General features: G+C 69.7%; 11 protein-coding genes. 7 read left to right on the plus strand and 4 right to left on the minus strand.

What is annotated here, in order from left to right; translation table 11 throughout:
• Positions 1 to 611 precede the first annotated feature (611 nt).
• A complete protein-coding gene (locus QSK32_RS31570; RefSeq protein WP_045748234.1) occupies positions 612 to 1631 on the minus strand; it encodes a LacI family DNA-binding transcriptional regulator in 1020 nt (339 codons plus the stop codon).
• A 149-nt stretch (positions 1632 to 1780) separates the two neighbouring features.
• Here QSK32_RS31570 and QSK32_RS31575 point away from each other — a divergent pair, with 149 nt between their 5' ends.
• The 6 genes from QSK32_RS31575 to QSK32_RS31600 all read left to right on the plus strand — a co-directional run bounded on the left by QSK32_RS31575 (position 1781) and on the right by QSK32_RS31600 (position 11280).
• Entirely contained in the window at positions 1781 to 3745 is a 1965-nt protein-coding gene (locus QSK32_RS31575) for a beta-galactosidase (protein ID WP_285474020.1), read from the plus strand.
• Positions 3742 to 4611 carry a carbohydrate ABC transporter permease gene (locus QSK32_RS31580; RefSeq protein ID WP_211275637.1) on the plus strand — a complete coding sequence of 290 codons (870 nt, stop codon included), beginning with the start codon at positions 3742 to 3744 and terminating at the stop codon, positions 4609 to 4611. Before QSK32_RS31575 ends, QSK32_RS31580 begins: the two co-directional genes overlap by 4 nt.
• Positions 4608 to 5456 (plus strand): carbohydrate ABC transporter permease, encoded by an 849-nt coding sequence (locus QSK32_RS31585; RefSeq protein WP_342669835.1) that lies wholly within the window; start codon positions 4608 to 4610, stop codon positions 5454 to 5456. The genes QSK32_RS31580 and QSK32_RS31585 overlap by 4 nt, the downstream gene beginning before the upstream one ends.
• Before the next feature lie 38 nt (positions 5457 to 5494).
• Complete coding sequence (locus tag QSK32_RS31590) at positions 5495 to 6823, plus strand: ABC transporter substrate-binding protein (RefSeq protein ID WP_245674361.1); 1329 nt, start codon at positions 5495 to 5497, stop codon at positions 6821 to 6823.
• Positions 6823 to 8901 (plus strand): alpha-galactosidase, encoded by a 2079-nt coding sequence (locus tag QSK32_RS31595; RefSeq protein ID WP_285473931.1) that lies wholly within the window; start codon positions 6823 to 6825, stop codon positions 8899 to 8901. The genes QSK32_RS31590 and QSK32_RS31595 overlap by 1 nt, the downstream gene beginning before the upstream one ends.
• 306 nt (positions 8902 to 9207) lie before the next feature.
• Positions 9208 to 11280: a trypsin-like serine protease gene (locus QSK32_RS31600; protein WP_285473932.1), complete on the plus strand. Its 2073-nt coding sequence runs from the start codon at positions 9208 to 9210 to the stop codon at positions 11278 to 11280.
• Between the two features lie 93 nt (positions 11281 to 11373).
• Here QSK32_RS31600 and QSK32_RS31605 read toward each other — a convergent pair whose 3' ends face one another.
• On the minus strand, positions 11374 to 11751 hold the full coding sequence (locus QSK32_RS31605) for a hypothetical protein (RefSeq protein WP_045748230.1): 378 nt from the start codon (positions 11749 to 11751) through the stop codon (positions 11374 to 11376).
• Between the two features lie 241 nt (positions 11752 to 11992).
• On the opposite strand from QSK32_RS31605, the gene QSK32_RS31610 reads away from it, so the two are divergent.
• Positions 11993 to 12772 carry an SGNH/GDSL hydrolase family protein gene (locus QSK32_RS31610; RefSeq protein ID WP_285473933.1) on the plus strand — a complete coding sequence of 260 codons (780 nt, stop codon included), beginning with the start codon at positions 11993 to 11995 and terminating at the stop codon, positions 12770 to 12772.
• Between the two features lie 294 nt (positions 12773 to 13066).
• On the opposite strand, the gene QSK32_RS31615 is transcribed toward QSK32_RS31610, so the two are convergent.
• Complete coding sequence (locus QSK32_RS31615) at positions 13067 to 13948, minus strand: FAD-binding oxidoreductase (RefSeq protein ID WP_285473934.1); 882 nt, start codon at positions 13946 to 13948, stop codon at positions 13067 to 13069.
• The gene (locus QSK32_RS31620) at positions 13918 to 14517 is read right to left on the minus strand and encodes a sulfite oxidase-like oxidoreductase (protein ID WP_285473935.1); all 600 of its coding nucleotides are present in this window, start codon (positions 14515 to 14517) and stop codon (positions 13918 to 13920) included. The genes QSK32_RS31615 and QSK32_RS31620 overlap by 31 nt, the downstream gene beginning before the upstream one ends.
• Positions 14518 to 14543: the final 26 nt, after the last annotated feature.

Genomic DNA, 14543 nt, shown 5'->3' on the forward strand with positions numbered 1-14543 from the left:
TCAAGCGGAGTTCCTGGTTCTGGGTTGTCTTGGAGTGACAAACCTTGATACCTGAACTCCGCTTCTTACTCCCCGATCAACACACCCCTTGACCAGCCACACCAACGCCTAACTGAACGGCGTTGCGGCTAGACACCTTCCGCAGTCAGGGTCTGCCTCTGTGGTGATTTCGGGCGCTCAGCACGCCCGTATTCACCACACCACCAGGGGTGTGTTGATTTGGGGCGTCCTGCGCGCCCGTATTCACCACGCCGTCAGGGGTGTGTTGATTTGGGGCGTCCTGCGCGCCTGTATTCACCACGCCGTCAGGGGTGTGTTGATTTGGGGCGTCCTGCGCGCCTGTAATCACCACACCGCCACGGGTGTGTTGACTTCGGGCGTCCAGCGCGCCCGAAGTCAACACGCGGACGGGCTTCGCGCCCTGACCACGAAACGTGTCTAGCTGCTCCTGTCGGGCTCGAGGGGTGCGGATCGGCGCGGCGAGCCCGGGGTGTCGACGGCGTCCGGCCACTGACGCGTACCCCCGTCCCCACGTCTGTGGCAGGAAGAGGTAGCCGAGATCGCGCGCAGTCGCGACCTGGACCTGGAACTGCCGGTCAAGAGTGCCCCGGTCAGGCGGAGTCGCGCCAGACGATCGGGGTGTCGAGCAGCTTGTTCTCGACCGGGGCCGGCTCGCCCCGGAGCTGCTGCAACACGAGCTGGGCCGCCCACGAGCCGAGCTCCGAAGCCGGCTGGTGCACCGTCGACAGCTGCGGCTGGCAGCGCACCGCCCACGTGCTGTCGTCGAACCCGACGATCCCCACGTCGCCGGGGACGCTGCGTCCCGCGTCCCGCAACGCCTCCAGCGCGCCGGCGGCGACCGCGTCCGAGGCTGCGAACACGCCGTCGATGGCGGGCTCGCGTTCGAGCAGGGCCCGCATCCCCTTGACGCCGGACGCGTAGTCGTAGAGCGGCACGTCGGCCACGAGTTCCTCGTCGAAGGCCGGGCCGAGCGCATCGCGGAACCCGTTGAGCCGGTCGATGCCGGAGTCCCGGTCCAGTGCTGCCGCGATCATGCCGACCCGGCGGCGTCCTCCGGCGAGCAGGCGTTTCGTGATCGCCCGTGCGGAGCCGGCGTTGTCTATTCCGACGAACGGGATGTTCTGGCTGAGATCCGGCGGATGACCGACGAAAGCCGCCGGAAGGGCCAGATCGCTGATTACCCTGATGATCGGATCCCGGGCGCGTGCCGACACGACGATGGCGCCGTCGACGAAACCGCCGCTGAGATAGCGCGCCACGCGGTCGGTGTCGCGGGCTGACTCGACCACCAGGCTGACCATCTGGTGGTCCGCCAGGGAGAGCGCGGCATTGGCGCCCAGCATGATCGACCCGATGTTCGGATCGTCGAGGAAGAGCGAATGCGGTTCCAGGGCGACGAAGGCGACCGCTTGCGAGCGGCGCATCTTCAGGGCGCGTGCCGCGTTGTTCGGCACGTAGCCGACCTCGGTGATGGCCGCCTCGATCGCGGCGCGGGCCTCGGCCGAGACGTAACCGCCGTTCAGCACACGGCTCACGGTGCCCCGCGAGACGCCGGCCGCCGCCGCGATGTCGTGCACCGTGGCACGTTTCCGGGGTTTCGGCCGCGACATGCGATCACAGTACGCCGCGCGGTATTGACCTCGCGTCAACCCAGTCTTAGCGTGTGCACGTTCACACATCCGTAACCGGCCGATAGGTCTGCGGAAATGTGTGCACGTGCACACATCTGTTGACCAGGAGTTTTATGAGAACCGTGCGCATGCCTGTGCCGGGCGTCAGCCTGGGGTGTGATTACAACCCCGAGCAGTGGTCGCCCGACGTGTGGCGCGAGGACGTCGCGTTGATGCAACAGGCCGGAGTCGGCCTGGTGGCCGTCAACATCTTCGGCTGGTCCAACCTCGAACCGAGTCCCGGCAAGCACCACTTCGACGACCTCGACGAGGTGCTCGACCTGCTGCACGCCGGCGGGATCCGGGTCAACCTGGGCACCGGCACCTCCTCGCCGCCGCCGTGGCTGAGCGCCCGGCACCCGGAGATCCTGCCCGTCGCGATCGACGGGACCACCCGGTTCCCCGGCGGCCGGCAGGCCTGGTGCCCCAGCTCCCCGGTGTTCCGCGAGCGGGCCCTCGACCTGGTCGAGCGGGTCGCGCAGCGGTACGGCAACCACCCCGCGCTCGCCCTCTGGCACGTCTCCAACGAGCTGGGCTGCCACAACGCGCTCTGCTACTGCGAGAACAGCGCTGTCGCGTTCCGTACCTGGCTGCGGGACCGGTACCAGAGCATCGAAGCGCTGAACGACGCCTGGGGCACCTCGTTCTGGAGCCAGCGGTACGGCGACTGGGACGAGATCCAGACGCCGCGGCTGGCGCTGTCCCTGCGCAACCCGGGGCAGCTCGTCGACTTCCAGCGGTTCAGCTCGGACGAACTGCTCGGCCACTACCGGGCCGAGACCGCGATCCTGCGCCGCAACTCCAGCGCTCCGGTCACCACGAACTTCATGGTCACCGCACACATCCGGAACCTGGACTACTGGTCCTGGGCGCCGGAGATGGACATCGTCGCCAACGACCACTACCTGGACCACCGTCTGGGGAACCCGACCGCCGAACTGTCCTTCGCCGCCGACCTGACCCGCGGTCTGGCCGGCGGCCGCCCGTGGATGCTGATGGAACAGGCGGCCGGCGCGGTCAACTGGCAGCCGCACAACCTGGCCAAGGCGCCCGGCGAGATGATCCGCAACTCGCTGACGCACGTGGCCCGCGGCGCCGACTCGGTCTGCTTCTTCCAGTGGCGGGCCTCCGCCCAGGGCGCCGAGAAGTTCCACTCCGCGCTGCTGCCGCACGCCGGCACCGACACCACCGCCTGGCGTGAGGTGCTGCGCCTGTCCGAGACGCTGCAGCGGATCGGCGAGGTGGCCGGCACCGCGGTGGTGTCGGACGTGGCGCTGCTCTTCTCCTGGGAGTCGTGGTGGTCGTCGGAGGGTGAGGCCCGGCCGTCGCAGGCGGTGACCTACCTCGGCCAGGTGCACGCCGCCCACCGGGCGTTGCGAGAGCTCGGCGTGACCGTGGACGTGGTGTCCCCGGACGCCGACCTGAGCGGGTACCGGCTGGTGGTCGTCCCGGGGCTGTACATGGTCGGTGACGCCGCCGCCGAGCGGATCACCGAGTACACCCGCGACGGCGGGCACCTGCTGGTCACGTACTTCAGCGGGATCGTCGACGAGCGGGACCGGGTCCGCCTGGGCGGATACCCGGGGGCTTTCCGCGAGGTGCTGGGCGTGCTGTCCGAGGAGTTCGCGCCGATGCCGCCGGGTGACGAGGTGCGGCTGAGCAACGGGGCGACCGCGACGCTCTGGACCGAACGGCTGCGCCTGGCCGGCGCCGCATCGGTGGCGAGCGGTCCGGACGGGACCCCGGCGATCACCCGTAACGAGCACGGCGACGGGACGGCCTGGTACGTGGCCACCGAACTGGACCCGCGCGGCATGCGTGACCTGGTGCGCAACGTGATCACGGCGGCCGGCGTGAAAGCCGTCGGACCGGAGACCGACGGATCGGTCGAGGTGATCCGGCGTACCGGCGAAGGCCGCTCCTATCTGTTCGTGATCAACCACGGGACCACCCCCGTGGTGTGCCCGGTCGCCGGATACGACCTGGTCACCGCCGAGCACATCACCACTGTCGTGGGCGGCGGGATCGCCGTGATCCGAGAGGAGAAGGCGTGAGAAGCAAATCCCCGGTACGCGCTCTGCTGTTCTTCATCCTGCCGTTCGGCCTGCTGTTCGCGGCCTTCTATCTACTGCCGATCGGGTACGCGATCAAGCAGTCGCTGTACAAGGTGCAGCGCACCGGCACCTTCGGCCCGGCCACCGAGGTCTTCGGCGGGTTCGAGCAGTACCAGCGGGTGTTCGAGAACGGCCCGTTCTGGTCGTCGGTCGGCCGCGTGCTGCTCTTCGGCGTGGTGCAGGTCCCGGTGATGCTGGGACTGGCCCTGCTGCTGGCCCTGCTGCTCGACTCCGGACTGGTGAAGGGGCGCGGCTTCTTCCGGCTGGCGTTCTTCGTCCCGTACGCCGTGCCCGGTGTCGTCGCGGCGATCATGTGGGGTTTCCTCTACTCCCCGAACCTGTCCCCGTTCACGTCGTTGACCAGCAGCGTCGACTTCCTCTCCGCGGACTTCGTGCTGTGGTCGATGGCGAACGTGGTGACCTGGGTCTACGTCGGCTACAACATGCTGATCATCTATTCCGCCCTGCTGGCCATCCCGCAGGAGGTCTACGAGGCGGCGAAGATCGACGGCGCCGGCCCGTGGCGTACCGCCTGGTCGATCAAGGTGCCGCTGGTGATGCCGGCGATCATCCTGACCACCGTCTTCTCGATCATCGGCACGTTGCAGCTGCTCGCCGAGCCGCAGGTGTTCCGGACGTTCAGTTCCGCGGTGTCCAGCACGTACACCCCGAACCTGACCGTCTACTCCACCTCGTCGATCCCGAACTTCAATCTGGCCGCGGCGTTCTCGGTCGTCCTGGCCCTGGCCACGTGCGCGCTGTCGTTCACGTTCCTCAAGGCCACCCAGCGTGGAGGTGACAAGTGAAGGGCATCCGCGAGTCCCTCTTCTCCCGGGCCGGCGCCACCGCCGTCATGCTGCTGTGCACCCTGTACTTCCTGGTGCCGATCTGGTGGCTGCTGGTCGGGGCGTCCAAGTCACGGTCCCAGTTCTCCAGCACCGAGCCGCTCTGGTTCGCGGACTTCCACCTCGGCGACAACCTGAGTGAGCTCTTCGCGTACCGCGACGGGGTCTTCCTGCGCTGGATGGGCAACAGCATCCTGTACACCGGCGGGGCGGCCCTGCTCGGCACGATCCTGGCCGCGATGTGCGGGTACGCCCTGGCCAAGTACCGTTTCCCCGGCCGGGAGGCGCTCTTCAACCTGGTGCTCGGCGGCGTGCTCGTCCCGGCCACCGCGCTGGCACTCCCGCTGTTCCTGATCTTCAGCCAGCTGAACGCGACGAACACCTTCTGGTCGGTGTTCCTGCCGAGCCTGGTCAACCCGTTCGGTGTCTATCTCGCCCGGATCTACGCCACCGCGAGTGTTCCGGACGAGCTGCTGGAGGCCGCCCGTCTGGACGGTTCCGGTGAGGTCCGCACCTTCTTCACGATCTCGGCGAAGTTGATGTTCCCGGCCCTCGTGACGATCTTCCTGTTCCACTTCGTCGCGGTCTGGAACAACTTCCTGCTCCCGCTGATCATGCTCGGCAACGAGCGTCTCTTCCCCGTGACCCTGGGCCTCTACTCCTGGAACACCCAGGTCAACCAGATCCCCGAGCTGCGCATGCTGGTGATCGTCGGCGCACTGATCTCCATCCTGCCGCTGATCGTCGCGTTCCTGTTCCTGCAGCGCTTCTGGCGCAGCGGCCTCGGTGCCGGCTCGGTCAAGTAGCAACAAAACCGTCCTTATATAAACGAAACGAGGAAACCGTGCGTTTTCCGATGCGCTCCCTCGGCATTGTGCTGACCTCGGCGCTTGCCCTGACCGCCTGCTCGTCGACCAGCGACGACTCGACCGAGAGCAGCGGCGCGGCGAGCTGCGCCCCGTCCTCCGGCCCGGTCACCCTGAACTTCACGTCCTGGATCCCCGGCATCGAGACCGTGGTGAAGGCCTGGAACGACAAGAACCCGGACATCCAGGTCACCGTGCAGACCGGCCCGAACGGCAACGGCGGCACGTACCAGAACTTCTTCAACCAGCTGAAGGCCGGCAACGCCCCCGACCTCGGCCAGATCGAGTACGACGCGCTGCCCAGTTTCCGCGTCCAGGACGGCCTGACCAACCTGGCCGACTGCACCGAGGTCACCGCGGCCAAGGACCAGTTCGTCGACTGGACCTGGGGCCAGGTCACCTTCGGTGAGGAGAACTCGGTCTACGGCATCCCGCAGGACGCCGGCCCCATGGCGCTGTTCTACCGCAAGGACCTGTTCGAGAAGAACGGCATCGCCATCCCCACCACCTGGGACGAGTACGCGGCGGCCGCCGAGAAGGTGAAGGCCGCCGGCGGCTACATCACCAACTTCTCGCAGAGCGACATCAACCAGTTCGCCGGTCTGGCCTGGCAGGCCGGGGGCCGCTGGTTCGCCAACGACGGCTCCCAGTGGACCGTGAACCTGCAGGACGAGGGCACCACCAAGGTGGCGAACTACTGGCAGGGCCTGCTCGACAAGAAGCTCGTCTCGACCGTGCCGCCGTGGACCACCGAGTGGGACAACGCGTACAACAAGGGCAACGCGTGGACCTGGGTCTCCGCGGTGTGGGGCGCCAACTCGATCTCGTCGGGCGCGCCGGACACCTCCGGCAAGTGGGCGGTCGCCCCGATGCCGCAGTGGACCGCCGGTGGCACCAGCGCCGGTAACTGGGGTGGCTCGTCCACCGCGGTCTTCAAGGGCTCGAAGCACCCCTACGAGGCGGCCAAGTTCGCTCTCTGGCTGAACACCGACCAGGAGGCGCTGACGCTGCTGAACAAGGAGGCCAACCTCTACCCGGCGACGAAGTCCGGCGCGACCCTGCCGGCCCTCTCCGAGGGAGTCGAGTTCTACGGCGGCCAGAAGATCTACGATGTCTTCGCCACGGCTTCCACCCAGGTGGCCGCCGACTTCGTCTGGGGCCCGACCATGACCTCCACCTACGCCACGGCGTCCGACGGCTTCAAGGCCGCGGTCTCCGGCAGCGGCACCCTGGCCGACGCGCTCAAGACGACGCAGACGGCCACCATCGACACCCTGAAGTCCCAGTCGATCCCGGTCGCCGAGTAGTGACGGTCCACCACCTGCGCGCCGCGGGCTCCAGCCTCGTGCTGGACGCCCGCGGCGTCGCGGCGTCCATCGTCCACTGGGGCAGCGATCTCGGTGACCTCGACGGAACCGCGCTCGCGGCGCTCGCCGACGCGGTCGTTCCGGCGGTCCCGCCGAGCTCGCTCGACGTACCCCTGCGCTTCGCTCTGCTGCCCGGCCTGGCCGAGGGCTGGAGTGGCCGGCCCGCGCTGGCCGGCCACCGGCAGGGCAGACCCGCCGGAGGGTTGCGGCTGGTGGGTGCCGATCTTCAAGATTTCTTGACGGTACGCTCCGCAACTCCCGAGGGTGATTTAGAGGTTCTCACCGAGCTGGACCTGTCATCGCAGGGTGTGCTGCGGGTGCGGCACCGCCTGACCAACACCGGTCCCGGCGACTTCCACCTCGCGGGCCTCGACGTGCGGCTCCCGATTCCGCAGGACGCCGCCGAACTGCTCGACTTCACCGGCCTCTGGTGTCACGAACGTCAGCCGCAGCGAACCCCGCTCGGCCACGGGATGTGGAGCCGGGAGAGCCGGCACGGACGCCCCGGTCACGACGACGCGTTCCTGCTGATGGCCGGCGAGCCCGGTTTCGGGTTCCGGCACGGCCGGGTCTGGGCGGTGCACCTGGCCTGGAGCGGCGACAAGTCGGTCCACGCCGAGCGTTCCGCGCTGGGCTACGGCGCGCTCGGTGCCGGTGAGCTGCTGGCCCCCGGTGAGATCACCCTGGCCGAGGGTGGCTCCTACGAGACGCCGTGGCTGGTCGCGGTCTTCTCGGACACCGGCATCGACGGCCTCTCCGACCGCCTGCACCCGTGGATCCGGTCCCGCAACGCGCTGCGCCTGCCCCGGCCGGTCGTACTGAACACCTGGGAAGCGGTCTACTTCAACCAGGACCACGCCGTCCTCAACGAGCTCGTCGACGCCGCGGCCGCCGCCGGTGTGGAGCGTTTCGTCCTCGACGACGGCTGGTTCACCGGCCGCCGCGACGACCGGCGTGCCCTCGGCGACTGGTACGTGGACGCCGAGACCTGGCCGGACGGCCTGCACCCGCTGGTCCAGCGGGTCCGCGGCGCGGGCATGGAGTTCGGCCTCTGGGTCGAACCCGAGATGATCAGCCCGGAGTCGGCGCTCGCCGCCGCACACCCGGAGTGGATCCTCGGCGGCCCGGACGCGCCGACCTGGCGCTGGCAGCGGGTGCTCGACCTGGGCGACCCGGGGGCGTTCGCGTACATCCGCGACCGCCTCGCCGACCTGCTCACCGAGTACGACATCGCCTTCCTCAAGTGGGACCACAACCGGGACCTGCTCGTCCCCGGTTCGTCGCACCGGCAGACGACCGCGGTCTACCGGCTGCTCGCCGAGCTGAAGACGGCGTTCCCGCACGTGGAGATCGAGAGCTGTGCGTCCGGCGGCGCCCGCATCGACCTGGGCATCCTCGAGCTGGTCGACCGGTTCTGGACCTCGGACACCAACGACCCGCTGGACCGGCAGGCCATCCAGCGCTGGACCAGCGTGCTGGTCCCGCCGGAGTACCTGGGCGGTCACCTGGGCGACGCCACCGCGCACGTCACCGGTCGCACCTCGGCGCTCGGGTTCCGGCTGGCCACCGCGCTGTTCGGCAGCGCCGGCATCGAGTGGAACCTGACCGTCGCGAACGACGCCGAGAAGCAACTGATCGCCGACTGGATCGGTGAGTACAAACGGCTCCGGCCGCTGTTGCACACCGGTGCGGTGGTCCGCGCCGACCCGGCCGACCCGGCGCTGCGCCTGCACGGTGTGGTCGCGCAGGACCGGTCGCAGGCCGTGTACGCGCTGGTCGCCACCGGAACGCCCCGGTCCGCGCTGCCGCCGCCGGTCCGGTTCCCGGGTCTGGACCCGGTCCGCTCCTACACGGTCCGGCCGATCGGCGCGCCGTACAAGGCGGTGCAGGACGCCCCGCCGCCGTGGCTGGCCGACGGCGGGATCACCCTGCCCGGCCGGGTGCTCGCCGAGGTGGGCCTGACGGTGCCGCTGCTGGCGCCGGAGCAGGCCGCGCTGTTCACCGTCGACGCCGTGTGAAAGGTGGCCGGGCGTTCGCGCCCGGCCACTCTCGGTTTGTGATCCGCGACACGCATCCATGCTCGGCGATGCGAATAGCACCAGGCCAAAGCTGATCTTCGATGGGGTCGCGCGTGCCGCGGACGAACGGCTTCTTGCCCCATCAATGCGGGCACATTACAACTGACGCCCGGGGTATGGGCGTCGATCTCTCTTCGGCGCCCCCTGAAAACGCCAACGGGGAGATCCACTGTGCGATCCGGCCTACCTTTGTCTTCTCTGCTCCTCCGTACCGGAGGTGTCCTCACAGCCCTGACCGTCGCGGTGGTGGCGACGGCACCCACGGCCGCACATGCGGTGTCCGGTGACAGCCCGGCGGTGTCCACACTGGGCGCCCTGGCCAAGATCACCATCCTGGCGCCCGGCACGACCGGCGCGGTCGCCTGCACCGGCGTCCTGGTCGCACCGCGTCTGGTGCTCACCGGCGAGGCCTGCTTCACCACCGGCACCGGCGCCGCGGCGCAGCCCACCACCGCCCGGCCGTTCAAGGTCAACTTCACCACCGGCAGCACCACACAGACGATCAACGTGGCCGGTGTCCGGTACGACCAGGCCCGCGGACTGGCCCTCGTCGGCCTCGCCAAGGTCCCCGCCGGGATCACCCCGGTCGCGATCAGCAGCACCGCGCTCGCCACCGGCGACACCGTCAAGGTGGCCGGATACGGGCGCACCGGCACCGAGTGGGTGCCGGCCTCCCCGCACGAGGCGTCGTTCACCGTCGCGGAGACCGGCTCCGGCACCGCGACCGTGACCGGCGACGGCTCGTTCTGCCCCGGCGACTCCGGTGCCCCGGTGCTGCGCGGCACCGAGCTCGTCGGCCTGGCCCGCAACGCCGGCGGCAAGGGCTGCATCGGCTCCACCTCGACGTCCGGCGGTGGCACCGTCGCCGTCACCACCGACCTGAGCTCGCTGTTCGCCGGCGACGCGCTGGGCCGCAGCGTGCTGACCCCCAGCGACAACGGCTTCGCCGCGGTGGCCGCCGCCGGATTCGGCAGCGTCCTCGCCTCCGGTGACTTCGACAAGAACGGCTACCTCGACGTGGCCGTCGGCGCCCCCAAGGACGCCCCCGGTGGCGCCGCCTCCGGCTCCGTCACCGTCTACTACAGCTCGGCGGCCGGGCTGAGCGCCGGCAAGCGCCTGCGCCAGACCGACCAGGGCGCCGCCGACGAGGCCGGCGACGCGTTCGGCACCTCGCTGGCCGCCGGCGACTTCAACAAGGACGGCTACGCCGACCTCGCCATCGGCGTGCCGACCGAGGCCGTCGGCACGGTCAAGGCCGGCATGGTGATGGTGTACCTGGGCAGCGCCACCGGCCTGGGCGCCCCCGCCGGGCTGACCCAGACCAACATCGGCGGCGGCCTGGCCAACGAGGAGGGCGACCTGTTCGGCTGGGCCCTCGCCGCCGGCGACTTCAACAACGACACCTACCCGGACCTGGCCATCGGCGCCCCCGGCGAGCAGCAGGCCGGCGAGACCGCACACAGCGGCACGATCTATGTGCTCAAGGGCTCGGCGACCGGTCTGGTCTGGGGCTGGTACCTCGACCAGAGCATGTTCAACGGCGCCAACGAGGAGGGCGACCTGTTCGGGTACTCCCTCGCGGCCGGCAACGTGACCGGCTCGGTCCACACCGACCTGGTGATCGGCGCCCCCGGCGAGGCACCCGCCGACGACCCGAAGTCCGGCGGCGTCTACATCATGCCGGGCGCGGCCAGCGGCAAGGGCACCGGTTTCGGGCGTACCCAGTCCGGCAACGGCGGCGCCAACGAGGCCGGCGACGAGTTCGGTGCGGCCGTCGCGGTCGGCAACCTGGACGGCGACGCGTACGCGGACGTCATCGTCGGCATCCCCGGCGAGGCACCCGGCGAGTTCCCGAAGTCCGGCACCGGCACGGTCTTCCCGGGCCAGGCGACCGAGGTCGCCACCGGCCTGCCGTTCAGCAGCGCGCAGTTCAACGACGCCTACGTGGCGGGCGACCGGTTCGGCGCCTCCCTCGCCGTCGGTGACGTCGACGGCGACGGCAAGGCCGAGATGCTGGTCGGCGCCCCCGGCAAGGCGAACAACGGCGCGGCCAAGTCCGGCGTGGCCTACCTGTACCGCGGCCAGGCCCGCAGCACCACGGTCACCAGCCCGTTCGCCGGAGCCGGCCGCATCGACCAGCCGAAGGCGTTCGGCGTCGACGAGGCCGGCGACGCCTTCGGCACGGGCGTGCTCCTCGCGGACCTGACCAAGGACGGCAAGGCCGACGCGGTCATCGGCGCAGCCGGCGAGGCTCTGCCGGGCGAGGCGGCCGCCGGTGCCGCCCCGGTTCTGACCTCGGTGTTCACCGCGGCTTCCTGAGCCGTCCGAGACGCAGCGAAACGGGGCCGGGCGACCGGCCCCGTTTTCTGTTCTCCCGGACGATCGGCTCCTGGTCCGGCCCTCAGCACGGTCCTAGTCGCGGAAACCGGCTCGCAGGCGCTGGGCCAGGCTCTGCGGCGGGGGCGGCGGCGTCGGCCGGCGGCCGGCCGACGGGGCGGACCGGCCCACCGGACGGTCGTAGTCGGCGGCGACGATCGCGTCGATGATCTGTTCCTCGCCGAAGTTCTCCGAGCCGGGGATGGACGGGACGAAGCCGACCAGCACGCCGTCGCGCATCACCTGCGCCTCGAGACCGGCGGTGCCGTCGGTGTCCCACTCGGCCTCGCGGCCGTCGGCGAGCACGACGCGGACGCCGTATTGCGTGATGCCGGCCCGGGGGAGTTTCACGTGAGCGAACACGTTGCGGTCGCGCAGACTCGCCACCACCCGGCGAGCACGATTCTCGTCCATGCCCGCGACGGTATCGCGAAGATCTGAAAACACGCTGAAGAACGGCTCCGCGGCCGTTGAGAGGAAACTGCACTCTGCGCATGTAACATGACCCGCGGTCAAAACCCCAGGTCACATCGACGCATGTTACTACGCCGTAATTTATATGTCACCGGATTACTTTCATCGAGATCTTGACTTACTGTTCGGTAACCGAAGCGCTTCGGCCCCCACATCCCCCGCCGGATATCGGAGGCCACCGATGAGAATCGGGCCCGTCCTCGCCACTCTCGTCACCTCGTCCATCCTCAGCCTCGCCCTCGGCACCCCCGCCCGGGCGGCGAGCGTCGACTACACCGCCCTCGGCGACTCGTACTCCTCGGGCGTCGGCGCATCCGGCCAGTCCGGCTCCTGCCTGCGCAGCAACTACAGCTACGCGGCGCAGTGGGCGGCCAAGAACAGCCCGACGTCGTTCCAGTTCCTCGCCTGCAGCGGCGCCACCACCGACGACGTGCTCAGCACCCAGATCCCCACGCTGAGCAGCGGCGCCGACCTGATCAGCATCACCATCGGCGGCAACGACGCCGGGTTCGCCCCCACCGTGATCACCTGCCTGACCTCCAGCGACGCGGCCTGCGTCGCCAAGGTGAACGCCGGCAGGGAGTACATCCAGAACACCCTGCCGGGCAAACTGGACACCACCTACGCGGCGATCAAGGCGAAGGCACCGGGGGCGCGCGTGGTCGTGCTGTCGTACCCGCAGATCTTCGACACCGCGGCCCCGGTCTGCGAGATGAGCATGACCAAGCGGAAGGCGATCAACGGCGGGGCGGACGCGCTCGCCTCGGTGATCGCGGCCCGGGCCTCGGCGGCCGGGTTCGTCTACTCCGACGTCCGCGACGAGTTCGCCGGGCACGGGGCGTGCGCCTCGTCGCCGTACCTCAACGGGTTCACGCTGCTGCCGCCGCAGAACTCGTACCACCCGAACGTCAACGGCTACACGAACGGCTATCTGCCGGCCTTCAGCGGTTCCGCGAGCTGAACACGTTCCGCGGTCCGGGTGCGAAGCCCGTCCGCGTGGTGACTTCGGCCGCGCTGGGCGCCTGAAGTCACCACACCAGTTGTGGGTGTGGTGATTTCGGCCGCGCTGGGCGCCCCAAATCACCACACCAGTTGTGGGTGTGGTGACTTTGGCCGCGCTGGGCGCCCCAAATCACCACACCAGTTGTGGGTGTGGTGACTTTGGCCGCGCTGGGCGCCTGAAGTCACCACGCGGGCCCCTATGGCGAACGTGTCTATGAGAGGAGCGGGCCGGCGGGTCGACCCGCCGGCCCGGTCATCCGAATCGCTCGGTCCGGATCAGTTTCGGGTCGTGGCCCAGCGCCACCAGGATGTCCGCCACCGTCTCGACGAACCCGGCCGGGCCGCAGACGAAACAGTCCGGCTGGAAGTCCGGCGGCCATCCGTGGTCGTTCACCGTCGCGACGTCGATCCGCCGCGGCGGGACCGGCCAGCCCTCCGGCGCGGTCCGGGTGTAGACGAAATGCACGTCCAGCCCCGGATCGTCGCGGACCCGGCGGCGCAGTTCGTCGGCGTAGAGGGCGTCCTGCGGCGTACGCACCGAGTAGATCAGCCGGAACGGCTGCCGTCCGCGCGCCGCACCCCGGGCCCGGATCATCGCCATCAGCGGCACCACCCCGGAACCGCCGGCGATCAGCGTCACCGGTGCGGTGGCGGTGTCCCGCCAGACGAACCAGCCGCCGATCGGCCCGCGCACCTCGATCCGGTCGCCGGCTTCGACGACGTCCGCCAGATACGGCGAGACCTCACCGTCCTCCAGCCGCTGCACGGTGATCTCGACGGCCCCGCCCCCGACGGTCGCCGCCTCGCGGGTTCCCGCCTCAACGGTCCCGCCCTCAACGGTCCCGCCCTCAACGGTCCCGCCCTCAACGGTCCCGCCCTCAACGGTCCCGCCCTCAACGGTCCCGCCCTGAACGGTTCCCGCCTCGCCGGTCCACGCCGAGGCGATCGAGTAGCTGCGCTGTGCCTGGTACCCGTCCTCGGCGGTGAGCCGGATGTCGACGTGCTGGCCGGGCAGGTGGCCGGGCCAGTCCGGCACGTCGAGGACCAGGGTCCGGGCTGTCGTGGTCTCCCAGCGGGCCTCCAGCACGGTGGCGGCCCGCCAGGTCAGTCGCCGTGATACCGCTGTTCGCGCCATGGGTCCCCGTACATGTGGTAGCCGGCGGCCTCCCAGAAGCCCGGCTCGTCCTCGTGCATCATCCGCAGACCGTCGACCCATTTCGCCGACTTCCAGAAGTACAGGTGCGGGATGACCAGCCGGGCCGGCCCGCCGTGTTCCGGGTGCAGCGGTTCGCCGTCGTACTCGTACGCGATCCAGGCCTGCCCGTCGAGCAGGTCCTCGAGGGGCACGTTCGTGGTGTAGCCGCCGAAGCTGTGCGCCATCACGTAGTCGGCCGCGGTCTCGACGTCCTCGAAGAGGGTGTCGAGCGAGACGCCTTTCCAGCTGGTGCCGAGCTTCGACCACTTGGTCACGCAGTGGATGTCCCGGGTGATCTCCTCGGCCGGCAGGGCGGTGAACTCCGCCCAGTTCCAGGAGGTCTTCTCGCCGGTCTCCGTGATGATCGAGAAATGCCAGCGGTCCAGCGGGATCCGGGGTGTCGGACCGGCGGAGAGGACCGGGAAGTCGTGTGCCAGGTACTGGCCGGGCGGCAGGTCGGGCGGCGAGTCACGTCGCCGCCCGCCGAAGCCGCGAGAGATGATGCCCATGGGATACGAGTAAAGCGCATGTTCGT

Source organism: Actinoplanes sp. NBRC 101535 (assembly GCF_030269225.1).
GTDB lineage: Bacteria > Actinomycetota > Actinomycetes > Mycobacteriales > Micromonosporaceae > Actinoplanes > Actinoplanes rectilineatus.